The 26,502-nt window shown below is 51.7% G+C and carries 25 protein-coding genes and 1 pseudogene; 5 read left to right on the top strand and 21 right to left on the bottom strand.

Annotated elements, in window-relative coordinates; translation table 11 throughout:
• Window positions 1-54: 54 nt before the first annotated feature.
• The 5 genes from cobB to lolC are packed head-to-tail and all read right to left on the bottom strand — an operon-like array spanning window position 55 to window position 4,969.
• Entirely contained in the window at window positions 55-876 is an 822-nt protein-coding gene (gene cobB, locus A31E_RS16885; protein ID WP_016248601.1) for a Sir2 family NAD+-dependent deacetylase, read from the bottom strand.
• A gap of 15 nt (window positions 877-891) precedes the next feature.
• Complete coding sequence (gene nagK, locus A31E_RS16890) at window positions 892-1,803, bottom strand: N-acetylglucosamine kinase (protein ID WP_016248600.1); 912 nt, start codon at window positions 1,801-1,803, stop codon at window positions 892-894.
• Between the two features lie 28 nt (window positions 1,804-1,831).
• Window positions 1,832-3,076, bottom strand: coding sequence for a lipoprotein-releasing ABC transporter permease subunit LolE (gene lolE, locus A31E_RS16895; RefSeq protein WP_024193566.1), 1,245 nt, complete (start codon window positions 3,074-3,076; stop codon window positions 1,832-1,834).
• Entirely contained in the window at window positions 3,076-3,777 is a 702-nt protein-coding gene (lolD, locus tag A31E_RS16900) for a lipoprotein-releasing ABC transporter ATP-binding protein LolD (RefSeq protein ID WP_001033706.1), read from the bottom strand. Before lolD ends, lolE begins: the two co-directional genes overlap by 1 nt.
• Window positions 3,770-4,969: a lipoprotein-releasing ABC transporter permease subunit LolC gene (gene lolC / locus A31E_RS16905; protein ID WP_000284703.1), complete on the bottom strand. Its 1,200-nt coding sequence runs from the start codon at window positions 4,967-4,969 to the stop codon at window positions 3,770-3,772. The genes lolD and lolC overlap by 8 nt, the downstream gene beginning before the upstream one ends.
• Before the next feature lie 261 nt (window positions 4,970-5,230).
• Here lolC and A31E_RS16910 point away from each other — a divergent pair, with 261 nt between their 5' ends.
• The 3 genes from A31E_RS16910 to ldtC all read left to right on the top strand — a co-directional run bounded on the left by A31E_RS16910 (window position 5,231) and on the right by ldtC (window position 11,087).
• Window positions 5,231-6,301 carry an acyltransferase family protein gene (locus A31E_RS16910; protein WP_000810305.1) on the top strand — a complete coding sequence of 357 codons (1,071 nt, stop codon included), beginning with the start codon at window positions 5,231-5,233 and terminating at the stop codon, window positions 6,299-6,301.
• Between the two features lie 127 nt (window positions 6,302-6,428).
• The gene (mfd, locus tag A31E_RS16915; RefSeq protein ID WP_024193565.1) at window positions 6,429-9,875 is read left to right on the top strand and encodes a transcription-repair coupling factor; all 3,447 of its coding nucleotides are present in this window, start codon (window positions 6,429-6,431) and stop codon (window positions 9,873-9,875) included.
• A 249-nt stretch (window positions 9,876-10,124) separates the two neighbouring features.
• Entirely contained in the window at window positions 10,125-11,087 is a 963-nt protein-coding gene (gene ldtC / locus A31E_RS16920; RefSeq protein ID WP_072274906.1) for a L,D-transpeptidase LdtC, read from the top strand.
• An 82-nt stretch (window positions 11,088-11,169) separates the two neighbouring features.
• Here the strand turns inward: ldtC and bhsA are convergent, their stop codons facing one another.
• The gene (gene bhsA, locus A31E_RS16925) at window positions 11,170-11,427 is read right to left on the bottom strand and encodes a multiple stress resistance protein BhsA (protein ID WP_001516196.1); all 258 of its coding nucleotides are present in this window, start codon (window positions 11,425-11,427) and stop codon (window positions 11,170-11,172) included.
• A gap of 240 nt (window positions 11,428-11,667) precedes the next feature.
• Here bhsA and comR point away from each other — a divergent pair, with 240 nt between their 5' ends.
• Window positions 11,668-12,300, top strand: coding sequence for a TetR family copper-responsive transcriptional repressor ComR (comR, locus tag A31E_RS16930; protein WP_000179798.1), 633 nt, complete (start codon window positions 11,668-11,670; stop codon window positions 12,298-12,300).
• Between the two features lie 61 nt (window positions 12,301-12,361).
• On the opposite strand, the gene A31E_RS16935 is transcribed toward comR, so the two are convergent.
• The 8 genes from A31E_RS16935 to hinT all read right to left on the bottom strand — a co-directional run bounded on the left by A31E_RS16935 (window position 12,362) and on the right by hinT (window position 18,620).
• Complete coding sequence (locus tag A31E_RS16935) at window positions 12,362-12,901, bottom strand: glycine zipper 2TM domain-containing protein (protein WP_016248596.1); 540 nt, start codon at window positions 12,899-12,901, stop codon at window positions 12,362-12,364.
• A 227-nt stretch (window positions 12,902-13,128) separates the two neighbouring features.
• Window positions 13,129-14,433, bottom strand: coding sequence for an NADH-quinone dehydrogenase (gene ndh, locus A31E_RS16940; protein ID WP_001516194.1), 1,305 nt, complete (start codon window positions 14,431-14,433; stop codon window positions 13,129-13,131).
• Window positions 14,434-14,819: 386 nt separating this feature from the next.
• Window positions 14,820-15,362 (bottom strand): alpha/beta hydrolase YcfP, encoded by a 543-nt coding sequence (gene ycfP / locus A31E_RS16945; protein ID WP_000587920.1) that lies wholly within the window; start codon window positions 15,360-15,362, stop codon window positions 14,820-14,822.
• A 22-nt stretch (window positions 15,363-15,384) separates the two neighbouring features.
• On the bottom strand, window positions 15,385-16,410 hold the full coding sequence (nagZ, locus tag A31E_RS16950) for a beta-N-acetylhexosaminidase (protein ID WP_016248595.1): 1,026 nt from the start codon (window positions 16,408-16,410) through the stop codon (window positions 15,385-15,387).
• A 10-nt stretch (window positions 16,411-16,420) separates the two neighbouring features.
• Window positions 16,421-17,245, bottom strand: coding sequence for a thiamine kinase (thiK, locus tag A31E_RS16955; RefSeq protein ID WP_016248594.1), 825 nt, complete (start codon window positions 17,243-17,245; stop codon window positions 16,421-16,423).
• Window positions 17,226-17,867, bottom strand: coding sequence for a penicillin-binding protein activator LpoB (lpoB, locus tag A31E_RS16960; protein WP_001516192.1), 642 nt, complete (start codon window positions 17,865-17,867; stop codon window positions 17,226-17,228). The genes thiK and lpoB overlap by 20 nt, the downstream gene beginning before the upstream one ends.
• Window positions 17,868-17,880: 13 nt before the next feature.
• Window positions 17,881-18,258 carry a YcfL family putative periplasmic lipoprotein gene (locus A31E_RS16965; protein ID WP_001225274.1) on the bottom strand — a complete coding sequence of 126 codons (378 nt, stop codon included), beginning with the start codon at window positions 18,256-18,258 and terminating at the stop codon, window positions 17,881-17,883.
• 2 nt (window positions 18,259-18,260) lie between these two features.
• The gene (gene hinT / locus A31E_RS16970) at window positions 18,261-18,620 is read right to left on the bottom strand and encodes a purine nucleoside phosphoramidase (RefSeq protein WP_010377279.1); all 360 of its coding nucleotides are present in this window, start codon (window positions 18,618-18,620) and stop codon (window positions 18,261-18,263) included.
• Between the two features lie 286 nt (window positions 18,621-18,906).
• On the opposite strand from hinT, the pseudogene A31E_RS0122330 reads away from it, so the two are divergent.
• Window positions 18,907-19,062 (top strand): annotated as a pseudogene (locus tag A31E_RS0122330) (TonB-dependent siderophore receptor); the annotation flags it as partial.
• Window positions 19,063-19,121: 59 nt separating this feature from the next.
• Here the strand turns inward: A31E_RS0122330 and ptsG are convergent.
• The 7 genes from ptsG to fabF all read right to left on the bottom strand — a co-directional run bounded on the left by ptsG (window position 19,122) and on the right by fabF (window position 26,485).
• Window positions 19,122-20,555, bottom strand: a complete 1,434-nt coding sequence (ptsG, locus tag A31E_RS16975; protein ID WP_000475699.1) for a PTS glucose transporter subunit IIBC — start codon at window positions 20,553-20,555, stop codon at window positions 19,122-19,124.
• A 294-nt stretch (window positions 20,556-20,849) separates the two neighbouring features.
• Window positions 20,850-21,647 carry a metal-dependent hydrolase gene (locus A31E_RS16980; RefSeq protein ID WP_000480281.1) on the bottom strand — a complete coding sequence of 266 codons (798 nt, stop codon included), beginning with the start codon at window positions 21,645-21,647 and terminating at the stop codon, window positions 20,850-20,852.
• 10 nt (window positions 21,648-21,657) lie between these two features.
• Window positions 21,658-22,662, bottom strand: coding sequence for a DNA polymerase III subunit delta' (gene holB, locus A31E_RS16985; protein ID WP_001267909.1), 1,005 nt, complete (start codon window positions 22,660-22,662; stop codon window positions 21,658-21,660).
• The gene (tmk, locus tag A31E_RS16990) at window positions 22,659-23,300 is read right to left on the bottom strand and encodes a dTMP kinase (protein ID WP_001257001.1); all 642 of its coding nucleotides are present in this window, start codon (window positions 23,298-23,300) and stop codon (window positions 22,659-22,661) included. Before tmk ends, holB begins: the two co-directional genes overlap by 4 nt.
• Entirely contained in the window at window positions 23,290-24,312 is a 1,023-nt protein-coding gene (gene yceG, locus A31E_RS16995; protein ID WP_016248593.1) for a cell division protein YceG, read from the bottom strand. The genes tmk and yceG overlap by 11 nt, the downstream gene beginning before the upstream one ends.
• 2 nt (window positions 24,313-24,314) lie before the next feature.
• Entirely contained in the window at window positions 24,315-25,124 is an 810-nt protein-coding gene (pabC, locus tag A31E_RS17000) for an aminodeoxychorismate lyase (protein WP_016248592.1), read from the bottom strand.
• A 119-nt stretch (window positions 25,125-25,243) separates the two neighbouring features.
• On the bottom strand, window positions 25,244-26,485 hold the full coding sequence (gene fabF / locus A31E_RS17005) for a beta-ketoacyl-ACP synthase II (RefSeq protein WP_000044679.1): 1,242 nt from the start codon (window positions 26,483-26,485) through the stop codon (window positions 25,244-25,246).
• Window positions 26,486-26,502 lie beyond the last annotated feature (17 nt).

The following is a 26,502-nucleotide window of genomic DNA, read 5'->3' as shown; positions in this document are numbered from 1 at the left end:
TTGTGCCCTTTTATAGGCCCGATAAGCGTAGCGCATCAGGCAATGACTTCTGCTTTATAATCCCTTCAGCAACTTCTCAACAAACTCTGGCACGACCTGACTTGCCGGGCCGTAATATTTCTCGGCAAACTCATTGCCAACCTGGCTCGGTTCAAGGTTCAGTTCAACCGTATGCGCGCCATGCAGCTTCGCTTCGTGGACAAATCCTGCTGCCGGATAAACATGCCCGGACGTGCCAATAGCAATGAAAATATCCGCCATAGATAACGCCATATAGATTTCATCCATACCGAACGGCATTTCACCAAACCACACCACGTGTGGGCGCAGCGGTGCCGGAAACTGGCAGCAATGGCATTTATCTTCTGGCGTGACATCGCCCGTCCAGTCGAGCACCTGCCCGCTTTGCGTACAGCGTACTTTCAGCAATTCCCCATGCATATGAATCACATTGGTATTGCCCGCGCGTTCATGCAGGTTATCGATATTCTGCGTCACCAGCAAAAAGTGATCGCCCAAGGCGTCTTGCAGTTTTGCCAATGCAAGATGCGCAGCGTTAGGTTGAATTTCTGGCTGCTGTAGTTGACGGCGACGGGCGTTATAAAATGCCTGTACCAGTTCAGGATCGCGGTTAAAGCCTTCTGGCGTCGCGACATCTTCTACACGATGTTCTTCCCACAGGCCGTCTGCAGCGCGAAAGGTACGAATACCTGATTCCGCAGAAATGCCTGCCCCTGTCAGTACGAGTACTCTTGGTTTTTCCATTGCTTCCGGCACCACTTTATCTCTGAAAAAAATACGCTGACGCAAACGCTCGTGCAGGCGGCGTTTGTTTTTACGAAAACGACTTAACCGATGACCCCGACGCGACAGCATAGCAACCTCTATTGATTAATCGGTAAGATGTAAGAAGGCAGCTCCACGCATTCCTCCTGCATCCCCGTGACGCGCACGCTCAATGCGTGGGACACGAGCTACAGGTAAGAGATGACGAGGCAACCTGTCCGTTAGTTGCGTTGTGATTGCCGGGAAATTGGATAACCCGCCACCAATGACCAGCAAATCAGGGTCAATGATAGTCAGGATATTTCCCAGACAAACCGCTAATAAATCCAGATAACGCTCAACGTGCGCCCTTGCCTGCTCATCGCCTTGATCGTAAAGCGCAATAATCTCTGGAGCCTGCAACGGTTGATGATAATAATGTTGATACAGCCACGCAAAACCGCGACCAGAAAGATAATTCTCGATACAGCCATGCTGGCCACAACCGCAACGGCGTAACGGGAAATCCAGTCCCATCATGGTTAACGCATCGACCGGCAGACGCATATGCCCAAATTCACCCGTAATATAGCTTTTACCCGTTACCGGTTTACCGTTGAATACCAGTCCACCGCCAACGCCAGTCCCCAGGATCAGTCCCATCACCAGTGGATATTGGGTAAATTCATCGTCCCAAGCTTCAGAAAGGGCAAAGCAGTTGGCGTCGTTATTAAGGCGCACATCGCGTTCAAGGCGGGCGCTCAGATCGGCACGCAGCGGTTTACCGCTGGCGGCGGGGACATTGGCGGCATACAGCGTGCCATCTTCTGTTTCCGGCATTCCCGGAATACCGATGCCGACAGAACCTTTACAGCCAAAACGCTGATCGGCTTCGGCCACCAGTTCGCACACTGCATCTAAAAATGCGTCATAGCTGTCACGCGGTGTCGGCACCCGCTTTTCCCACTGCAACTGCCGACCGCTATCAAACACGCCTAGCGCAATTTTCGTTCCACCAATATCAAACCCGTAATACATTGCCGCTCCTTGTTTTAATGTACTGCCTTTACTGGCCGCTAAGGACTCGCGCAGGGTCAATATTACTGGCGCGTCGCGCCGGATACCAACTTGCCAAAAGACTCAGCAACAATGCTGTGACCAGTACGTAGAAGACGTCCAGCCAGTGCAATTCCGATGGCAGGAAGTCAATAAAATAGATATCGCTGGAGAGGAACTGATGACCAATCAGCTTTTCAATCCACTCAATAATCGGGGTAAGTTGCAGTGAAACCACTACGCCGATAATCACACCACAGAGGCTGCCGAACAGCCCTGCCAGCAATCCATACCAGACAAAGATGGCGCGAATTAAACCGTCTTTCGCCCCCAGCGTTCTTAATACTGCGATATCGCCGCTCTTGTCTTTCACCGCCATCACTAAGGTGGAGACGATGTTGAAACAGGCTACGCCAATCACCAGTACCATTGCCAGATACATAATGGCGCGGATCATCTGGATATCCCGATACATATAGCCGTAAGTACCGATCCAGCTCTTGATATAGACATAGCTGTTGGTCACTTCACCCGCATCGCGTACCAACTTGTTGGCGTTAAAAACATCCGTCATTTTAAGGGCAATACCTGACACACTGGAACCCATATCAAGATATTGTTGAGCGTCCGTCAGCGGGATCATGGCAAAACTGTGATCAAGTTGACCGCTTAGCTGCAAAATTCCGGTAATTTGCAAGCGCACACGTTTCGGCTGCATCAGCTTATGCTCAGGGTTTGAGTTCGGGATCATGATCGACACCCAATCGCCCTGCTTCACTTTCAACGCATCCGCCACGCCTTTGCCGATAATAATCTGCTGTTCACCGGCTTTAAAATTGTTCCAGGCATCTCCCTGGACAAACGATGGCAGCGCGCTCAGTCGCTGTTCCTGCTGTGGGTCAACACCTTTTACCTGCAGAGCGCGCAAATTTGCACCGCTCTCCACCAGCCCCGTGAAATTGATATATGGCGCAGCGGCGGCAATACCCGGCACTTTCTGCACTTTATCCAGTGCTTCTTGCCAGTTCGTCCACGGCTGATTCACCGCTTCAATTTCACCATGCGGCACCACTGCCAGAATGCGGTTGTTCAGTTCACGTTCGAAGCCGTTCATCGCACTTAAACCGACAATCAATACTGCCACGCCCAGGGCAATGCCAATGGTAGAAATAACGGAGATCAGCGACACCATGCCGCCGCGTCGCCGTCCGCGACTAAAACGCAAGCCAATTAATAACGATAAAGGCATCGCCATTACTCCGCCCCCATCAGGCTCAGTTCCGCCGTCAGACGACCATCACGCATTTCCAGTTGACGGCTCATACGTTTCGCCAGTTGCAGATCGTGAGTAACCACCAGAAAGGCAGTGCCCTGCAAGCGATTCAATTCTCCGAGCAACTGGAAGATGCTGTCAGCGTTACGCGCATCGAGGTTACCAGTAGGTTCATCCGCCAGCACCAGACGCGGGTTATTAACCAGCGCCCGGGCAATCGCCACACGCTGACGCTCACCGCCAGAAAGTTCTGACGGGCGGTGATTCGCCCGGTGCTCCAACCCCACAGCTTTTAGCATTTCCAGCGCCCGACTGTTAATTTCAGCAGGCTTTTTCTTGCCAATCAGCAGCGGCATAGCGACGTTTTCCAGCGCGGTAAAGTCCGGCAGCAGGTGGTGGAACTGATAAATAAAGCCCAACTTCTGGTTGCGCAGTTCCGCTTTCGCCGCCGACGACAGTTTGCTCATCGGCTGACCGCTAAAAATCACATCACCGGAGGTTGGCGTATCCAGCCCGCCCAGTAAATGCAGCAAGGTACTTTTGCCAGAACCGGAGCTACCGACAATGGCCATCATTTCGCCTTCGCCCACGCTGAAACTGACATTGTGCAGCACGTCGGTTTGCACACTGCCTTCCTGATAGCGTTTGCACAGGTTGTCGCATTGCAACAGGATCTTATTCATAACGTAAAGCCTCAGCGGGTTGAGTGGCGGCAGCGCGCCAGGAAGGGTAAAGCGTAGAAAGCAGCGCGATAGCCATCGCCACCAGCGCAATAACAATGACCTGTAAAGGTTCGATAGCGACCGGTAACGCCGCGCCATCAAGCAGGACGCCGATTATCGGCATCAGATTATTTAACTGGCTGGCAAGCAGTGCACCAAGCGCAGCGCCCAGGATCGCACCGATAACGCCAGCGCTGGCTCCTTGTACCATAAAGACCATCATGATTTGTCGTGGAGTTAAGCCTTGTGTCTGTAGGATCGCCACTTCGCCCTGCTTCTCCATTACCATCAGCCCCAGCGATGTAATAATGTTAAACGCTGCAACGGCGACAATCAGACTCAGCAGCAGGCCCATCATATTTTTTTCCATGCGCACGGCCTGGAACAACTCGCCTTTACGATCGCGCCAGTCCTGCCACTTGCTGCCTTCTGGCAGTTTTTGCTGGCTTAAAGAGTCGACTTTCAGCGGCTCATCCAGCCACAGACGCCAGCCGGTGATATTACCCGCCGGGTAACGCATCAGACGCGAGGCATCCTCAATATTCACCAGCATTTCATAGCCGTCGACTTCACTGTTGGCAGCAAAAGTGCCAATCACATTGAACAGACGCTGACTTGGAATACGCCCCATCGGCGTAAACTGGCTGGCAGACGGCACCATCACACGGATTTGATCGCCGCGATTGACGCCTAACTGTGAGGCAAGTTGTTCACCGAGGATGACATTATATTTCCCCGGTTCGAGGTCGGCTTGCTTCACATTGACCAGATACGGGGTTAGCGGATCTTTTTGCGCCGGGTCGATACCCAGCATCACCCCGACCGCCACGCTGCGCGCGCTTTGCAGCACCACATCACCTGTAGTGAGAGGCGCAATACGATTTACGCCGTCAAGTTTGACCGCAGTCTCCGGGAGTTGTTGCGGGTTAAGGGAGCCATGCTCCGAAGAGAGAATTGCCTGTGGCATCAGGCCAAGGATGTTGTTTTGCAGTTCGCGCTCAAAACCGTTCATCACTGACAATACCGTGACCAGCGCCATCACCCCGAGGGTAATGCCGATAGTAGAAAGCCAGGAGACGAAACGACCGAAGCGATCCGCTGCACGCCCACGCATGTAACGCAGGCCAATAAATAGAGCGACAGGTTGGTACATGAAATCCGTCTGGTTGCTGTTAGCAAAGACACGAGTATATAAGCGAAAGCAGGATGGGTAAACGCCTGAACTGTAAGTGATCGTCAGGGCTAATCTGAAAAGTATCAGTAAATCAATCGGCTAAAGTGTCTCGTTTTCTCATCTGCCTTGTAACCTGATCTTTATCTGAAAAATAACCAAATACAGACAGATACGCATTACACCACGCCGCTCACCCCGCAGGATCAACGGCATGTTAAATTTTATGAGCGTGTTGTCCTGATGAAACAAAAAGAGCTATGGATTAATCAGATCAAAGGGTTATGTATTTGCCTGGTGGTGGTTTATCACTCGGTTGTTACCTTTTATCCGCATCTGACCACTTTCCAGCATCCGTTATCGGAAGTCTTGAGCAAATGCTGGATCTATTTCAATCTTTACCTTGCACCCTTTCGGATGCCGGTCTTTTTCTTTATATCCGGCTATTTGATTCGCCGCTACATCGACAGCGTGCCGTGGGGTAATTGTGTCGATAAACGCATCTGGAGCATCTTTTGGGTGCTGGCGCTTTGGGGCATTGTCCAGTGGCTGGCGTTGAGCGCGCTCAACCAATGGCTGGCACCAGAGCGCGATTTAAACAATACCGCCAATGCTGCTTATGCCGATTCCACCGGCGAGTTCCTGCATGGGATGGCCACCGCCAGCACCAGCTTGTGGTATCTGTATGCCTTAATCGTCTATTTCGTGGTGTGTAAAGCTTTTAACCGCCAGGCACTGCCGTTATTCGCCCTGTTTGTACTGATGAGCGTGGCTGTTAATTTCGTTCCCACACCGTGGTGGGGGATGAACAGTGTGATCCGCAATTTGCCTTATTACAGTCTTGGCGCATGGTTTGGCTCAACGTTGATGACCTACGTTAAAGAGGTGCCGCTACGTCGCCATCTGTTGATAGCAGTGCTGCTGGCTGTTCTGGCGATCGGAGCCTGGTTGTTGAACGTGTCGCTACTACTGTCGCTGGTGTCGATTGTGGTGATTATGAAGCTGTTTTATCAGTTCGAGCAGCGCTTCGGTCTGCGTTCCCTCAGCCTGTTGAATGTGATTGGTTCCAACACCATCGCCATCTACACCACCCATCGCATTCTGGTAGAGATATTCAGCTTAAGTCTGATTCCGCAAATAAACGCGGCGCGCTGGTCGCCGCCAATCGAACTGGCGCTCCTGCTGGTTTATCCCTTTGTCAGTTTGTTGATTTGCACACTGGCTGGCTTGCTGGTGCGAAAATTTTCACAACGCGCATTCAACGATCTGTTGTTCTCCCCGCCTTCTCTGCCTGCAACCAGTTACTCTCGCTAAGCCATCGCCCCAGCCGGGGCGATTCAATTTGCTAAACCATGTCGATTCCGGATAATGAACAGCATTGCTTATCAGAGATATGCCCCCATATGTTGAGGCATATCCTAACGAGACTCTGACAACTGTTATGCCTGAACAATATCGTTATACGCTGCCCGTCAAAGCGGGTGAGCAGCGTCTGCTGGGCGAGTTAACCGGAGCTGCCTGCGCGACGCTGGTAGCCGAAATTGCCGAACGTCACGCCGGACCGGTGGTGCTTATTGCACCAGATATGCAAAATGCCCTGCGTTTGCACGATGAAATCAGCCAGTTCACCGACCAGATGGTGATGAACCTGGCGGACTGGGAAACCCTCCCCTACGACAGTTTTTCGCCTCATCAGGACATTATCTCCTCGCGTCTTTCCACCCTTTACCAGTTACCATCAATGCAGCGTGGCGTACTGATTGTTCCGGTGAATACGCTTATGCAGCGCGTTTGCCCGCACAGTTTTCTCCACGGCCATGCGCTGGTAATGAAAAAAGGTCAGCGGTTATCGCGCGATGCATTGCGTACCCAACTGGACAGCGCCGGTTATCGCCATGTTGATCAGGTGATGGAGCACGGCGAATACGCCACGCGTGGTGCGTTGCTGGATCTTTTTCCAATGGGCAGCGAACTGCCTTATCGTCTTGATTTTTTTGATGATGAAATCGACAGCCTGCGGGTATTTGACGTCGACAGCCAGCGCACGCTGGAAGAAGTGGAAGCCATCAACCTGCTGCCCGCACATGAATTTCCGACCGATAAAGCGGCGATTGAGCTGTTCCGCAGTCAGTGGCGCGATACTTTTGAGGTGAAACGCGATCCGGAACATATTTACCAGCAAGTGAGTAAAGGCACGCTGCCTGCCGGGATCGAATACTGGCAGCCGCTGTTCTTCAGCGAACCGCTGCCGCCACTGTTCAGTTATTTCCCGGCCAATACGTTGCTGGTGAATACCGGCGATCTGGAAAACAGTGCCGAACGTTTCCAGGCCGATACGCTGGCGCGTTTTGAAAGTCGCGGCGTCGATCCGATGCGACCGCTATTGCCGCCACAATCGCTCTGGCTGCGAGTGGATGAACTTTTCTCGGCGTTAAAAAACTGGCCTCGCGTGCAGCTTAAAACCGAGCATTTACCGACGAAAGCAGCGAATGCCAATTTAGGTTTTCAGAAACTGCCAGACCTGGCCATTCAGGCGCAACAAAAAGCGCCGCTGGATGCGCTGCGTAAATTTCTCGAATCCTTCGATGGCCCGGTGGTGTTCTCGGTAGAAAGTGAAGGCCGCCGCGAAGCACTCGGGGAACTGCTCGCCCGAATCAAAATTGCCCCGCAACGCATTATGCGTCTCGATGAGGCCAGCGAGCGTGGACGTTATCTGATGATCGGTGCTGCCGAACATGGTTTTATCGATACAGTACGTCATCTGGCGCTGATTTGTGAAAGCGATCTGCTCGGTGAACGTGTTGCCCGTCGTCGTCAGGACTCTCGTCGCGCCATCAACCCAGACACGCTGATCCGCAACCTCGCGGAGCTGCATATCGGCCAGCCGGTTGTTCACCTGGAACATGGCGTCGGGCGCTATGCCGGAATGACCACGCTGGAGGCTGGCGGCATTACGGGCGAGTATCTGATGCTCACCTACGCCAACGACGCCAAACTGTATGTTCCGGTGTCATCGCTGCACCTGATTAGCCGTTACGCCGGTGGCGCAGAAGAAAACGCTCCGCTGCATAAACTTGGCGGAGATGTGTGGTCACGGGCGCGGCAGAAAGCGGCGGAAAAAGTGCGTGATGTGGCAGCAGAACTGCTGGATATCTACGCCCAACGCGCTGCCAAAGAAGGCTTCGCGTTTAAACACGATCGCGAACAATATCAATTGTTCTGCGACAGCTTCCCGTTCGAAACCACGCCGGATCAGGCGCAGGCCATCAACGCAGTTCTTAGCGACATGTGTCGGCCACTGGCAATGGATCGCCTGGTGTGCGGTGACGTTGGCTTTGGTAAAACGGAAGTGGCGATGCGCGCCGCTTTCCTGGCAGTGGAAAACCACAAGCAGGTGGCAGTGCTGGTGCCAACCACCCTCCTCGCCCAACAACACTACGACAACTTCCGCGACCGTTTTGCTAACTGGCCGGTGCGCATCGAAATGATCTCCCGTTTCCGCAGCGCCAAAGAACAGGCGCAAATCCTTACGGAAGTGGCGGAAGGGAAAATCGATATTTTGATCGGCACGCACAAACTGCTGCAAAACGACGTCAAGTTTAAAGATTTGGGCTTGCTGATTGTCGATGAAGAACACCGCTTTGGTGTCCGTCATAAAGAACGCATTAAAGCGATGCGCGCGAACGTCGACATACTGACGCTCACCGCGACACCAATTCCGCGCACGCTGAACATGGCAATGAGTGGAATGCGCGATCTGTCAATTATCGCCACACCGCCCGCCCGTCGTCTGGCGGTCAAAACGTTTGTCCGCGAGTACGACAGCCTGGTCGTCCGGGAGGCCGTCCTGCGTGAAATTTTGCGTGGGGGACAGGTTTATTATCTCTACAATGACGTGGAAAACATCCAGAAAGCCGCCGAACGGCTGGCGGAACTGGTGCCAGAAGCACGAATTGCCATCGGTCACGGGCAGATGCGTGAGCGCGAACTGGAACGGGTGATGAATGATTTCCATCACCAGCGTTTCAACGTGCTGGTTTGTACCACAATTATCGAAACCGGGATCGACATTCCTACCGCCAACACCATTATCATTGAACGCGCGGATCATTTCGGTCTGGCGCAGTTGCACCAGTTGCGCGGTCGCGTCGGACGCTCACACCATCAGGCGTATGCGTGGCTGCTGACGCCACATCCGAAAGCGATGACTCCCGATGCGCAAAAACGTCTCGAGGCGATTGCGTCTCTGGAAGACCTTGGCGCGGGCTTTGCGCTGGCAACTCACGATCTGGAGATTCGCGGTGCGGGTGAACTGCTCGGTGAAGAACAAAGTGGTTCGATGGAAACCATCGGTTTCTCGCTGTATATGGAGTTGCTGGAAAACGCCGTTGATGCGCTGAAAGCCGGACGCGAGCCGTCGCTGGAAGATCTCACCAGCCAGCAAACGGAAGTCGAACTGCGGATGCCGTCGCTACTGCCGGACGATTTCATCCCTGACGTGAATACACGTCTGTCGTTCTATAAACGCATTGCCAGCGCCAAAACGGAAAATGAACTGGAAGAGATCAAAGTAGAGCTTATCGATCGCTTCGGCCTGCTGCCGGATCCGGCACGTACTCTGCTGGAGATTGCCCGCCTGCGCCAGCAAGCGCAGAAGCTGGGGGTCCGGAAGCTGGAGGGGAATGAGAAAGGCGGCGTGATCGAATTTGCCGAGAAGAATCACGTGAATCCAGCCTGGTTGATTGGTTTGCTGCAAAAACAGCCGCAGCACTATCGTCTCGATGGCCCGACGCGCCTGAAGTTTATTCAGGATTTGAGCGAGCGGAAACAACGTATCGACTGGGTGCGCCAGTTTATGCGTGAGCTGGAAGAGAACGCCATCGCGTAGTAGTAAATCGGGGGGCGGTTATGCCCCCTTTAGACACAAAGCATAAACAAAATTTGCTACGCTTATCAGGCCTACCGTGTATTGAATTTGCAGGCGGATAAGGCGTTCACACCGCATCGGGCATGAACCAGCATCTCTCCTAATATTTACAAATTCTTTGCACTTCCCTGCACTACCCGACACTGCCACCATTCATAATTCATACTTATCTTTTTATTACAATAACCTTATATTTTTTATGGATTTTTGGTGATGATCAAAACGCGTTTTTCTCGCTGGCTGACGTATTTTACGTTCGCCGCAGCCGTAGCACTGGCGCTACCGGCAAAAGCCAATACCTGGCCGCTGCCGCCTGCGGGTAGTCGTCTGGTTGGTGAAAACAAATTTCATGTGGTGGAGAATGACGGTGGTTCGCTGGAAGCCATCGCCAAAAAATATAACGTCGGTTTCCTGGCGCTGTTACAGGCCAACCCTGGCGTTGATCCGTATGTACCACGAGCCGGAAGCGTGTTAACGATTCCGTTGCAAACGCTGCTGCCGGATGCGCCACGTGAAGGCATTGTGATCAACATTGCAGAGTTACGTCTCTATTATTATCCACCGGGTAAAAATTCGGTGACCGTATATCCGATCGGCATTGGCCAGTTAGGCGGAGACACATTGACGCCAACAATGGTAACTACCGTTTCGGACAAGCGAGCTAACCCAACATGGACACCTACCGCAAACATCCGCGCCCGTTATAAAGCCCAGGGCATCGAACTTCCGGCTGTTGTTCCGGCAGGACCGGATAATCCGATGGGTCATCATGCGATCCGTCTGGCGGCCTATGGCGGCGTTTATTTACTTCACGGTACAAACGCCGATTTCGGCATTGGTATGCGGGTAAGTTCCGGCTGTATTCGTCTGCGCGATGACGATATCAAAACACTTTTCAGCCAGGTCACCCCTGGCACCAAAGTGAACATTATCAACACACCGATTAAAGTCTCTGCCGAGCCAAATGGCGCACGCCTGGTAGAAGTGCATCAGCCTCTGTCAGAGAAGATTGATGACGATCCGCAATTGTTGCCGATTACGCTCAATAGTGCGATGCAGGCATTTAAAAATGCAGCGCAAACTGACGCCGAAGTAATGCAGCATGTGATGGATGTACGTTCAGGAATGCCGGTGGATGTACGTCGTCATCAAGTGAACCAACAAGCGTTGTAAATACCGGATAAAAAAATCCCCGCGGCACGGCATGTCGTGGGGAAAAAAAGCAGCAGTAGCGGGCATTAATGAGGGTTAATGCTTATTTATAAATTACTGCCGTTCCATGAAGGGTATTCGGGCCGGTTACTGAAGTAATACGGAAAGATTTTGCGCCCATCTCATCCGCTTTTTGTGCCAGTTGTTCTTCCAGCGATCCCAGATTTGTCCCCGCGTTAGCACTGATAGTACCCACTTTTTGTTGACCTTCTGGTGTTGCCTGAACTTCGACAGCCGCAAAGCTGGCAAATGACATGGAGCTTAAAATCGCCGCAGTGATGAGGGTTTTTACGTTTTTCATAATAGTGACCTTATGCAGATGAATGGCGTCGCAAGCAATTACTTAACGATCGATAACTAAATGATAGATGTGATCTGGATCACATACAAGATATTTTTTATAACATTCATTAATTAAATTAAAATTCTTTAAATTTCAGTTAAATAGAGAGCAATTATTTTTCTACTCTCTGGACTGGTGAACGGTGGTGATTATTTTTATAATAATCATTCATTCACAGCTACAAGGTATAACGGCATCATGGCAACTGACTCAGCACATTGTGTAAAAAAAAGCCGTGGCCGCCCCAAAATGTTCGACAGGGAAGCCGCGCTTGATAAGGCTATGAAACTGTTCTGGCTGCACGGTTATGAAGCAACTTCCCTTGCCGATCTCGTCGAAGCGACCGGAGCCAAAGCGCCGACGCTGTATGCGGAATTCACCAACAAAGAGGGATTATTCCGCGCCGTACTTGACCGCTATATCGACCGTTTTGCCGCAAAGCACGAAGCGCAATTGTTTTGTGAAGAGAAAAGCGTGGAGTCTGCACTGGCAGACTATTTCGCCGCCATCGCGAGCTGTTTTACCAGTAAAGACACCCCTGCTGGTTGCTTTATGATTAACAACTGCGCCACGCTCTCCCCGGACTCTGGAGATATCGCCCATACCGTAAAGTCACGCCACGCGATGCAGGAACGCACCTTGCAACAGTTTTTATGTCAACGCCAGGCTCGCGGGGAAATTCCTGCCCACTGTGACGTAACGCATCTTGCGGAATTTCTTAATTGTATAATTCAGGGGATGTCGATCAGTGCCCGGGAAGGCGCATCGCTGGAAAAACTAATGCAGATTTCGCGGACAACATTGCGCTTATGGCCAGCGCTGGTGAAATAAGACGCAAAAAAAGCCCCTCAGCCTGAGCGAATGAGGGGCTAAATTGCAGAGTACAGCTTTTTTATACTTTGTTATTCAGAACCAGTTGTCCGTTGTTATCCAATGGGATTTGTGTGCCCGGATCGCTACCCATGCGGATTTTGCCCTGCTGATCGCCAATCTTATAGGTCACGTCATATCCCAGCATTTTTTCTGACTTGTCATATACCGTTTTACAACGCTGTTGGGTGGTCGTGTAAGTATCGCTTTTCTGGAGAGAGCCCTGAATCTGATTACCGGCATACCCACCACCAAGCGCCCCCACAACGGTGGCAACATCTTTACCGCGCCCACCGCCAAACTGATGCCCTATAACCCCGCCCGCCACAGCGCCCAGAACCGAACCGGCGATGCGATTTTCATCCTGCACCGGTCGGCGGTGAGTCACCGTGACGTTGCGGCACTCCTGGCGCGGTGTTTTAACTGTTTCCTTGATTGGGATTGCAGAAACAACCTGAGCGTATTGCGGGCCACGTTCAAACACGTTCAGACTGGCTACTGCCGCTACGCCGAGCGCAGCCGCGACACCAATCCCGATACCCGCCAACATTGATTTATTCACGGGAACACCTCCTTCTTTGCAGTTATGCCAATCATGCAAGCGAAGAGGAAAAGCCGCTATCAGACAGAAGATGAAAAACGCGGGAATAGCAGGAAATACTGAATGATTCAGATGAGTCTGAAGGGATGCCTGATGCGACACTTAACGCGTCTTATCAGGCTCACAAATCGTCCTCTTCCTGTAAGGGCGGATGAGGCGTTCACACCACATCCGCCAGTACAAGCCAATTAATGCAGTTTCAGACGCGGACGGATCACGCGGTTAATGCTACCTACCAGCATCATCAGCCCCGTTTTAAAGTAGCCATGCAGCGCAATCTGATGCATGCGGTACAGAGAAACGTACACAAAACGCGCAATACGTCCTTCAATCATCATCGAACCTCGGGTCAGGTTACCCATCAGGCTACCAACGGTAGAGAAGTTCGACAGTGATACCAGCGAACCGTGATCCTTATACTGATAATTTTTTAGTGGTTTACCGTTCATCTGCGCCAGAATATTGTTCATTGCGCAGGTAGCCATCTGATGTGCGGCCTGGGCGCGCGGCGGTACAAAGCCCCCTTCCGGACGCGGACACGACGCACAGTCGCCAATGGCATAAATGTCTGGATCGCGCGTGGTTTGCAGCGTCGGTTCCACCACCAGTTGGTTGATACGGTTGGTTTCCAGCCCACCAATATCTTTCAGGAAATCCGGCGCTTTAATTCCGGCAGCCCACACCATCAGATCGGCCTGAATATATTCGCCATCTTTAGTGTGCAAACCGCCTTCATCGGCACTGGTCACCATCGTTTGCGTCAGTACGCGAACGCCCAGTTTCGTTAACTCACTGTGAGCCGCAGCAGAGATACGTGGCGGCAATGCTGGCAAAATTCGCTCGCCCGCTTCCACCAGCGTTACATTCAGGGCTTCGTTGGTCAGCCCTTTGTAACCGTAACTATGTAGTTGTTTCACCGCATTGTGCAGTTCGGCAGAGAGTTCCACGCCAGTAGCGCCGCCGCCGACAATCGCAATGTTCACTTTGCCATTGGCGCCCAAATTAGCAGAGTACTTCAGGAACAGATTCAGCATCTCCTGGTGGAAACGACGCGCCTGGTGCGGGTTATCGAGGAAAATGCAGTTCTCTTTTACACCCGGCGTATTGAAATCGTTGGAGGTGCTGCCCAATGCCATTACCAGCGTGTCATAGGCAATTTTGCGTTCAGGCACCAGCAGTTCGCCTTTTTCGTCGCGCAGTTCAGCAATGGTGATTGTTTTCGCTTCACGATCGATATCAACCACAGAACCCAACTGGAACTGGAAACCATGATTACGTGCATGGGCCAGATAGCTCAGCGCATCAACGCCTTCATCGAGCGATCCAGTCGCCACTTCGTGCAGCAGCGGTTTCCACAGATGGCTGTGGTTACGATCTACCAGCGTAATTTTGGCTTTTTTCTTGCGCCCCAACTTATGTCCAAGCTGTGTCGCCATTTCCAGCCCACCAGCACCGCCGCCGACAATCACAATCTTTTTCAATGGCGTAGTCAACGTGACCCCCTTAAATTTATTAACCAATTGTTAATTAATTGTTATGATCATAGCCCTTAATTAACAGCAGGTTACAGTGATGAAAATGTTCTTCGCTATTGAGAATAACATGAATGGTGCATTGGTCATACCAAAATTGATGTGAATCAAGTTTTGTTGCTGAAAAGATAATCGGATTTACCGGATGAGATCAAAAAACACAGTGCTTTGTTTATTGTTCAAGCAGCTTCGGGAGAGTGAAACAGGGTGAGGTGTTAGGCCTGATAAGATGCACATCAGACATTGGTGCACGGCTGTCGGATGCGGCGTGGACGCCTTATCCGACCTACAGAATCCGGGGCGCATCAGATAGCGGCAAGGTTACCTGATGCGACCGATGATAGCTTTTAACCGAGGGTTTTGAACGCTTTAATACGCTGCAAATGCGGGGAGATGTTTTTGAACTTGTGCGTCTGCTCTTCGTCCCAGACAATCTCGTAATAATGATGCAACTCTTCAGATGTCCGCTGGCTATTAAGCGCTTCATCGTGACGCGACAAGATCACCAGGCAACGATCGCGATTCTTCTCGCGGAAGTTGGTCACACACTTAGTAGCAATATCAGCGTACTCTTCCGGGCGATCAATCTTCCCTTCCATGTTTTCATAAGGGAACAGATTAGGGTTGAAGATCACCTGGCGGATATCACAGAGAAAACCAATCCGCTCCGCCCAGTAACCACCCAGCCCAACACCGCAAATTAACGGGCGCTCGTCAACATTCAGTTGCAGCATTTTGTCCACTTCTTTGAGCAGATGCTGCATATCGTGTTTCGGGTGCAGAGTGCTGTAGCTTATCAGCCGTACATCGGGATCAATAAACTGCAATTGTAAGACTTTTTCGTGGTTACCCGGACTGTTAGAGTCAAAACCGTGTAAATAGATAATCATCGCTTCCTCACATAAGCCAGGGTTAGTGACTTGCTTTCTCTTCCTGCCAGCGTTCATGTAACTGATTCAGACGGGCGCTGATCTCTTTCCAGCGAGCCAAGTCCATCAGTTCCTGTCGCGAAAATGAACCTTTATGATACAAACGTGTAACACATTCTGCCTTGATCGGTGACAGATTATCTAACACGCTGACGGCCCCTTTACGATTATTGCAGACCAGGATCATATCGCAACCCGCATCCAGTGATGCCTGCCCACGTTCAGCATAACTGCCCATAATCGCTGCGCCTTCCATCGATAAATCGTCAGAGAAAATCACACCGTCAAAACCCAGTTCCTGACGTAAAACGGTCTTAAGCCAGTGGGGAGATCCGCTCGCCGGACGCGGATCAACATCACTGTAGATCACATGCGCAGGCATAATGGCGTCGAGTTTATTTTCGCGAATTAACGTGCTGAAGACTGACATATCTTTGGCACGAATTTCCGCTTGCGGACGCGGATCACACGGCGTCTCTTTATGTGAGTCAGCAGTTACTGCGCCGTGACCAGGAAAGTGTTTACCGGTGGTTTTCATTCCGGCTTCATGCATACCATCAATAAATCGGCTGGCGATTGCGAGGGCTTTTTCTGGATCAGCATGATAAGAACGCTCACCAATCGCCGCGCTGATATGCCCTACGTCCAGCACTGGCGCAAAGCTGATATCAATATCCATAGCGATCATTTCGCTGGCCATTAACCAACCCGCCTCTTGCGCCAGTTTGCCACCCTCTTCCATTCCCAGCAGTGCAGCGAATGATTGCGCCGCCGGTAAGCAGGTAAAACCCTCACGAAAACGCTGCACACGCCCACCTTCCTGATCCACCGCCACCACCAGGTGATTGCGCGAAGCTGCTCGGATCTGACGCACCAGTTCGCGTAACTGCTCTGGATCGTGATAGTTACGCGTAAAGAGAATCAGCCCTCCGACCAGCGGATGCGCGAGAATCTCACGCTCTTCCGCGTCCAGTTCGTAACCTTCAACATCCAACATTACTGGACCCACACTGCTCTCCTTATTGTTTTATTGATAGCTGCCGCCAGGTGTCATTGGCCAGCCTGATAAATTGTTGATCGCCGGTTTGTTGCCAGCGGTACTCAAACCACCCTGCTTTCAGCATCAGCAACCAGGGAAACCAGCGCCTGGCCTGACGCCACAATTGCGCCGGATTAATCTTCGCCCGCACGGCATAATCATTAACCAACCGTCGGTGCTGGTCAGTATTTTCCACCCACACCGCCGCCAGTTCCAGCGCGATATCGCCATCACCGGCATACTCCCAGTCGATGAGTTTTAACCCTGACGCGCTATGCACCAGGTTTCCGGCATGAACATCCATATGCAACGGACTCAGGCGTAGTGGCTGTGGTTCCCGCGCTTTGCGCAGACGTTTCAACATTCGCAGCCACCCCGTTGTTCGCCGCGCAGGATCGCTTTGCTGCCAGTACAGTTCCAGTAGCGGCAACAACGTTACTCGCCAGCCAAAACGCGGTTGTTGATGCAAATAATACAGCAAGCCAGCCAGTTCGTCGGTATCTGGCAATTGCGTTTTTACCTCGCCGGGTAAATAGTCAACCACCATCCAGCCACGAAGATATAAATGCGGCTTTGGCGCAAGGTATGCAGGTAATTGTGATAACACCCGATACTGACGTAAAAACGCGGACTGCGACGCATCAGGATCGTGCGGCTGACGCACAACAAAACGCTGATCCTTATATTCAATGAGAAAACTCCCGCCGCTAAGCCCATGATTAAACGTCGCGACGGGATGATACTGCGGAAAATAGCGCGACAGTAATTCGTCGCGCGTGATGGGATTATTGCTGCTGAACGGCACCTTTACCTGACCAAATAATTTCGCCCGTCTGCACCAACATCAGTTGCATTTGTAGGGTCGGTGCATTGACGTTGCCAGAGGCACTGGAGTAAAGCACGTAATGAGCTCCGACATTGCGAGCAATGCCTATGGCTTTACTACGCGTGCCTAAGCTGTCCTGCGGCGACAAACCTAGCTGCTGCTTAGCCATAGAAAGCTGCTGGGCGGAAACAAGGGTAAATTTACCGTTATTGGCCAGCGCATTACGCAGCGTTTCAGTCGCTTCTCCGGTATTCAGCGAACCGTTAGTACGGTTGTTAACGCTATCAACCAGCAGAACGCTCCCCGCAGTCACGCCATCAGCCCCAAGCATCTTACTGACCATTGGTTGCATTGCGCCATTCCAGTCATAATGACGAATATGCGGTGCAGGAGGCGCGGTTTGATCTTCGTGCTCAATTGGCCCTGGCTGCTGCGGGATCGTCGGCACCGATGGCACCGTGGGTACTGGCTGTTGCGGCTCGGCAGGTTGCTCCGGCGCAGGTTTCACCTCTTCTACCGGTGCGGGTTCACGTGGCCCCACACACCCGGCGAGAAACATCGCCAGCGCGGTGATTAAGGCGTAGCGACTCATTTTTGTCATCAAGATTCACCCCTTACAAATAAATATAAAGTCTGACTTTGTGCGCCCCAAGATAATTGGCGCTGCCGTACAGAGTCACCGCTGAACGCGCGGGAATCGTGACACTGCGTGGCGTTTCCAGAGGATGCATCTCCAGCCCTCTGGCGTCATACCAATAAAAACGATAATGAACGGTAACGGGTTCTTGCCTTTCGTTATAGAGCGTCGAGGATGCTGAAGACTGAATGTCAGACATTGAAAAAACAGGCTTTTCTGCGCTGATACCAGCAGCCAGAAGTGATGACTCCATCACCAGAGATTGTTCATCATTCACCGGAATTTCCGGATGTGAGCGACAACCCACCAGCAATAACAGCGCCAGAGACACCAGCCCAAAGCATCCTTTTCTCATCGTTACAGACCTTTATGCGCCAGCATTGGCCCCAACGGACGGCCACCCAGCAGGTGCATATGGATGTGGTACACCTCTTGTCCACCATGACGGTTGGTATTCATGATCAAACGGTAACCATCTTCGGCAATCCCTTCCTGCTCAGCGATTTTTGCCGCCACGGTGATCATGCGCCCCAGCGCCTGCTCATGCTCGGTTGACACGTCATTCACGGTAGGAATGAGGATATTAGGAATGATCAGAATATGTGTTGGCGCTTGCGGCGAAATATCGCGAAACGCCGTTACCAGATCATCCTGGTAAACGATATCGGAGGGGATCTCACGACGAATAATTTTGCTGAAAATAGTTTCTTCTGCCACGACATTTTCCTTTTTCATAATAGCCATGCGTTGCGCCATGCTACGCCGCGCCACACTGCGAGTATAGAGTATGGTCGAGTTAAACCCGCTCTTTCAACCTTAACTCACGATTTATTAAGCAAAAAATCGCTTTACTGCCGCATACACCGCTATTATTCCCATTTCCGCCTGCTAATGAACCGAAAACATGATTTCTCTTTAGTTTATATATTAAACAGGGATACACAGCCGCCATTGTTACCCGCCTGTATTGCGTTGGCATTATTCTTTCGCGCCGAAAACGACAGTTGATCTGTTCACCCGTTATCAGGTGACAAAAAACTTCTCGTTACAGGGGAACGTCAATAACCTGTTCGATAAAACCTATGATCCCAACGTAGAAGGTTCTATCGTCTACAGCGCACCGCGTAATTTCAGCATTACCGGAGCGTACCCGTTCTGATTGACGCCAGTAAAAAAGGCAGCCATTCGGCTGCCTTAGTCTCCCCAACATCTTACGGATTAGTGGTTACGGATGTACTCATCCATTTCAGTTTTCAGGTTATCGGATTTAGTACCGAAAATCGCCTGAACACCAGAACCAGCAACCACTACGCCCGCTGCGCCCAGTTTTTTCAGGCCAGCCTGATCCACTTTGGACACATCAGCAACGCTGACGCGCAAACGGGTAATACATGCGTCGAGGTTAGTGATGTTTTCTTTACCGCCAAATGCGGCAACCAGAGCCGGTGCCATTTCGCTAGTACCGGTTGCTTTCGCATCTTCAGTTGCGTCTTCACGGCCCGGCGTTTTCAGATCCAGAGCTTTAATCAGCACGCGGAAGATAGTGTAGTAAACAATCGCATAACCGATACCGACAATCGGGAACAGCCACAGGTTGCTGCTGTTACCAGACAGTACGATAAAGTCAATCAGACCGTGCGAGAACGAAGTACCGTCACGCATCCCCAGCAGAATACAGATTGGGAATGCCAGACCTGCCAAAATCGCGTGGATGATGTACAGGATCGGCGCAACGAACATGAAGGAGAACTCGATCGGTTCGGTGATACCGGTCAGGAACGAGGTCAGTGCCGCGGAGATCATGATACCGCCCACTTTAGCGCGGTTTTCTGGTTTAGCAGAGTGCCAGATAGCAATCGCGGCAGCCGGCAGACCGTACATTTTGAACAGGAAGCCGCCAGACAGTTTACCCGCAGTCGGGTCACCCGCCATATAACGCGGAATATCGCCGTGGAACACCTGACCTGCGGCATTGGTGTATTCACCAATCTGCATCTGGAAAGGTACGTTCCAGATGTGGTGCAGACCAAACGGTACCAGGCAGCGTTCGATGAAGCCGTAGATACCAAACGCAACTACCGGGTTCTGGTAAGCAGCCCACTGGGAGAAGGTCTGGATTGCGGAACCAATTGGCGGCCAAATGAAGGACAGCACAACGCCAGTAAAGATGGCAGCCAGGCCAGAAATGATCGGCACAAAGCGTTTACCGGCAAAGAAGCCAAGATACTCAGGCAGCTTAATACGGTAGAAACGGTTAAACATGTACGCTGCAATCGCACCGGAGATGATCCCCCCGAGTACGCCTGTATCCGCCAGATGTTTAGCGGCAATTTCTTCAGCAGGTAAATGCAGTACCAGCGGCGCAACCACGGCCATGGTTTTTACCATGATGCCATAGGCAACAACTGCGGCCAGCGCAGATACGCCATCGTTATTGGTAAAGCCGAGGGCAACACCAATCGCAAAAATCAGTGGCATGTTTGCAAAGACGGAACCGCCTGCTTCTGCCATAACATGCGATACAACGGCGGGTAGCCAGCTGAAATTCGCGGAACCGACGCCCAGCAGAATACCTGCGATAGGCAGTACGGATACCGGCAGCATCAGCGATTTACCGACCTTTTGCAGGTTAGCAAATGCATTCTTAAACATAATTGAGAGTGCTCCTGAGTATGGGTGCTTTTTTAACGTTCTCACGCGTGGCAAGGGGGGAGAGCCTTACCGTATACAGGGCATCTAAGCGCCCCTTATTTATTACACAGAGTAAAATAATTCAATGTTGATTTGTTTGACGGTTATCACGTTTCAACTTCTGGTCATGAGAGAAGTTGCACATTTTGACAAAACATATGTCAAGATATTTCAAACGTGGTTATCCACCGCCCAATTTGCGGCGGTGAACTTTACTCGTTTTACCCATTAATTACGAGCTTAAAAAAAATTCATTCAACAGATGGATTGAAGGCGGGAAGCGTCGATGTGAAACAGACGGGCGAAGTTATCGGTGGTTACCTGCGCCAGTTCTTCAACGGCAACACCTTTCAACACAGCCATGTATTCTGCAACGTCACGAACCATCGCAGGTTGATTCTCTTTTCCTCGATGCGGTACGGGTGCCAGATAAGGTGAGTCAGTTTCGACCAACAACCGATCCAGAGGCACATAGCGCGCGGCATCGCGTAGTTGTTCCGCATTTCGGAAGGTCACAATGCCGGAGAAGGAGATGTAAAATCCGAGATCCAGTAACTTGCCCGCTGTTTCTCTGTCCTCTGTAAAACAGTGTAGTACGCCACCGCAATCCGTCACTCTTTCTTCGCGCAGAATTGCCAGCGTATCGGCACGGGCATCGCGCGTATGAACGATAACCGGTTTGTTCAGTTCGCGGCCAATCTGGATATGGTGAATAAAGGACTCTTGCTGACGCACTTTAGTTTCCGGCGTGTAATAATAATCCAGCCCGGTTTCACCCAGCGCAACAACCCCCTCTTCTGCCGCCAGGCGGCGTAAATCTTCCACATCGTAGGGATCGTTCTGGTTGAGCGGATGTACACCGCAAGAAAATGCAACGTTGTCACGTTCGCCTACCAGATCTCGCATATGCAAGTAACCCGGTAATGTCGTGGCAACCGCCAGACAAAATTTCACATCGCGCGCGGCGGCTTTCGCCAGAACGTCATCCACGTCCTTATGCAAAGATTCATAATTCAGACCATCAAGATGGCAGTGTGAGTCGACTAAAAACATAATGTCTCTCTTAAAGATGAGGAACCGGTAACACAACGCCCGGTTGCAGGTAATGCTCAATACGCAGTAAAAGATCGGTGATGAGAAGCTCGCGGTTTACGCCTGTGACAGAAATTAACTGTTCACGACTTTGGCAAACATCCCCCAGTATAGCCTGCAGGCGAGAGGGAGAAAGCTGGTTTGCCAGCGCGGCGACAACGCCAGGAACATCAACATTGGTGACATGTGAGGCGTCATAATGGCGTTTGAGCGCATCCATCAACAAAGTTGCCAGCCAATGTAAACGCGCCGGAGCTTGTTCGTGATTAAGTGCCGACAACATCGAATACCAGTCGCCAGATTGCACGCTATGTGCCAACGCCTGACAAAGAGTCTCACGTGCCTGCCAGGTATCTCCCTGAAACAACACCAACGCCGCACCAGGCGAACCGGCGCTCAGGCGCAATGCGGTGAGTATGGCCTCTGGTGACATTGTCACTTCACGCGCAAGCCAGCTCACCGCGTACTGTTCTGGCGGTGGTGCAAGGTAATGCAAGCGACAACGGCTGCGCAGTGTGGCCAGTAAGCGTTCAATTTCTCGTGTAGCGAGGAAAAACCAGGTTTCCGCTGGCGGCTCTTCCAGAGTTTTCAGCAAGGCATTAGCAGCAGCATCAGTCAGCAAGGCGGCATCGGTGACCCAGACAACTTTTGCACCGCCTAAGCGTGCGTGCTCATTCAATTTTTCAGTGACTTCACGCACAGCATCAATGCCCAGCGCGTTCTTTCCTTTTTCAGGTGCAAGAGTGTAATAATCGGGATGTGTCCCCGCCTGCATCAACTGGCATCCACGACAGTGACCACAGCTTTTGTGGCCCTGCGGTTGTTGGCAAAGTAAATAACGGCTCAGAGCATAGATTAAGGCATCATCGCCCATACCGGGTAACGCCTGAATCAGTAGCGCATGGTGACCCCTTCCGGCCTGATAGCTGGCTACCAGTTTTTCGAAATCAGGTCGTAACCATGGATACCATCTCATGCGTCCTGCTCCTTAACCCAGTGAGTCACGGTGGTGCGAATCGCGTCCATAACGGCTTCCAGCGGCTGGGTAGCATCAATGGTATGAATGCTTTTATCTTGTGCGGCCAGTTCCAGGTAGCGGGCGCGGGTACGATTAAAGAAATCAAAAGACTCTTGCTCAATGCGATCCAGCTCGCCACGCGCACGTGCGCGCTTAAGGCCGACTTCTGGGGTAACATCGAGATAGAGCGTTAAGTCAGGGCGAAAATCCCCAAGAACGGCATCACGTAACGTTGCCAGCATATGCTGGTCAATACCACGGCCACCGCCCTGATACGCCTGAGTGGAGAGATCGTGGCGATCGCCAATCACCCAGGTTCCATTAGCCAGCGCGGGTTTGATGACAGTCTCGACCAACTGAACGCGCGCGGCATAAAACATCAGCACTTCGGCTTTATCGGTAATGACTTCATCGCCTACCGATTTGATATCCAGCACCAGGCTTCTTAACTTTTCGGCAAGTTGCGTGCCGCCAGGTTCCCGAGTGAAAACCATGTCACGGATACCCAGTTGCTCAAGCGTCTCGACCACCACGTTACGCGCGGTAGTTTTGCCTGCACCTTCCAGCCCTTCAATGACGATATACTTACTGCGCATTTTTTTCCTTAAGCACTTTCAGATAATCCTGCACAGACTTGTTATGACTGGCAAGATTGGTATTAAACGTGTGACCGCCTTTACCATCGGCCACAAAATAGAGATACGACGTTTTTGCCGGATGCGCAGCAGCCTTCAGCGAATCCGCCCCCGGCGTTGCAATTGCGCCTGGCGGCAGACCGGTAATGGTATAAGTGTTATACGCTGTTGGTGCTTCCAGATCTGCACGGGAAAGCTTGCCATTATAACGCTCTCCCATCCCGTAAATCACCGTCGGGTCGGTCTGCAGACGCATGCCAATACGTAAACGGTTGATAAATACCGAGGCAACCTGATCGCGTTCACTGGCAACGGCCGTTTCTTTTTCGATAATCGACGCCATGGTCACCAGTTGGTTTTTATCTTTATAGGGCAGCCCATCTGCACGACCTTCCCAGGCGCTATCGACCGCTTTCACCATTTTCTTGTGCGCTCGTTTGAGTAACGCGACATCAGTGGTATTGGCGGTATACATCCAGGTATCTGGCCAGAACCAGCCTTCAATCCACTCCGGGTTTTCCAGCTCCAGCGCCTGTGCCACGGTGGCGTATTTATCGTCGCTCAACGTGTGCTTAACATACGGTGCCTCACGCAATTGTTTGAGGTAATCGCTCAGACGCATCCCTTCCACCAGGCGTAGCGGGAACTGCGCTTCTTTACCGCTTTCCAGCAATTTCAGCATCTCGCGCACGGTCATCTGTGGTGTAAAACGGTAAGTACCGGCTTTGAAATGAGAAAGATCCGGCTCGATACGCAGCAACCATTGAAATACACGTGGGCGATTGATGATCTTATCGGCATAAAGTTGTTCACCGAGCCCCCGTCGCCCGGTCCCCGGTTTCAAGGTAAATATAGTCTCTTCTTTAATAAGTAATTTGCTGTCAGCAAGGTGGCGAACTTTCCAGACGCCCACACCAGCGGCGATACCCAGTACCACCAGCAATAACAAGACAATCAATAACACTTTTTTCATGACTAATTCGGGTGCTCACAAAGTGGGGCTAAATATTCATATAGCGTTGTTGACGAAAAGGAGACATCGTCACAAGCGCGTACAGGGATAATCGGCATTAGCGCATTACAAACTATCATCTCATCCGCCTGCATCACTTCTTCCAGTGTGGCTTGCACTTCGACAACCTGATAAGAGGATTGTGCCAGTAAACGAATACAGAATTGTCGCATAACGCCGTTGACACCAGCCTGATCCAGACGCGGCGTATAAACTACGTTGTTCTTGCGCCAGAACAAATTAGCCGCACAGCATTCCGTAACCCACCCTTCGCTGTCAAGAACCAGCGCCTCATCAGCGTTTGTCTGCTCAAGATGAGAGCGGATCAGTACTTGCTCAAGGCGATTCAGATGTTTAATACCTGCAAGATGAGGATTGCGCCCCAGCCGCACCGGGCTTAGCGCCAGCGTCATCCCCTCGTTACGCAAACGGTCGTAATGTGCTGGATAAGCCGTGACTGAAAGCATCCGCGTTGCCGGGCCACTGTTCAATGCGCTGTACCCTCGCCCGCCACTGCCGCGACTGATCACCACTTTCAGCACACCATTCTGCTGCTCTGCCGCCAGAATTTTCATCTCTTGCTCAAGCTGGCACCAGAAGTCACAGGTGATCATTAAGCGCTGACAGGCTTCCTGTAGCCTCGTGATGTGAGCGGATAATAAGCTGACTTTTCCGTCGATAATTCTGGCTGTGGTGAAACAGCCATCGCCAAATTGCGTAGCCCGATCGCTCGCTGCCAGCGAATCCTGTTTATGACCGTTAATTAAGAACATACCGGCTCCTTATCAGAGGATTGTTAGTGTGGCAGCATGTTCTCTACGGAACAAGTCTGAATAAAACCTAAGAAAAAAGGCCCGCAAGCGGACCTTTTATAATGGTGAAAAATGGCAGATTAGATCTTTTTAAAGATCAAAGAGCCATTGGTGCCACCGAAGCCGAAGGAGTTACACAGTGTGTACTCCATTCCGCTTACCTGGCGCGCTTCATGCGGCACAAAATCCAGGTCGCAGCCTTCATCCGGGTTATCCAGGTTGATGGTCGGCGGAACAGCCTGATCGCGCAGGGCCAGGATAGAGTAGATAGACTCTACTGCACCCGCTGCACCTAACAGGTGACCAGTCATGGATTTCGTGGAACTTACCAGCACACGGCTTGCAGCTTCACCGAAGATGGTTTTCACTGCCTGCGCTTCGGCCTTATCGCCTGCTGGCGTTGAAGTACCGTGCGCGTTAACGTAGCCAATCTGGCTCGCTTCAATGCCTGCATCACGCAAAGCATTCGCCATTGCCAGTGCTGCGCCTGCGCCATTTTCCGGCGGCGACGTCATATGGTAGGCATCGCTGCTCATACCAAAGCCGACAAGTTCAGCGTAAATTTTCGCACCGCGTTTTTTTGCGTGTTCGTACTCTTCGAGCACCAGCATACCGGCGCCATCGCCCAGTACGAAACCATCACGCTCTTTATCCCACGGGCGGCTGGCCGCTTGCGGGTTATCATTGCGGGTAGATAATGCACGTGCCGCGCCGAAACCACCAACGCCCAGCGGCGTACTGGCTTTCTCTGCGCCACCTGCAACCATCACGTCAGCATCGCCATACGCGATAATACGCGCAGCATGGCCAATGTTATGCACGCCAGACGTACAGGCGGTCGCGATAGAGATGCTTGGGCCACGCAGGCCATACATGATAGTCAGGTGACCTGCCACCATGTTCACAATCGTTGACGGAACGAAGAATGGGCTGATCTTACGTGGACCACCGTTCATCAGAGATGTGTGGTTTTCTTCGATCAGTCCGAGGCCGCCAATCCCGGAGCCAATTGCGGCACCAATGCGGGTTGCGTTCTCTTCCGTTATTTCAAGGCCAGAATCCTGCATGGCCTGAACGCCAGCGACAATTCCATATTGAATGAAGGCATCCATCTTGCGCTGTTCTTTGCGCGAGATAATGTCCTCACAGTTAAAATCCTTTACTAAGCCAGCAAATTTCGTTGCATAGGCGCTAGTATCGAAATGGTCGATTAGGCTGATGCCACTCTGACCGGCAAGCAGAGCTTTCCAGGTAGACTCTACGGTATTGCCGACAGGAGACAACATGCCCAGTCCGGTCACAACTACACGACGCTTAGACACGTTTGTCCTCCAGGGAG

This window comes from Escherichia sp. KTE159 (genome assembly GCF_000408805.1).
Lineage (GTDB): Bacteria > Pseudomonadota > Gammaproteobacteria > Enterobacterales > Enterobacteriaceae > Escherichia > Escherichia marmotae.
Note: the sequence above shows the minus strand (reverse complement) of the source record. Positions and strands in the feature narration are given on the sequence as shown.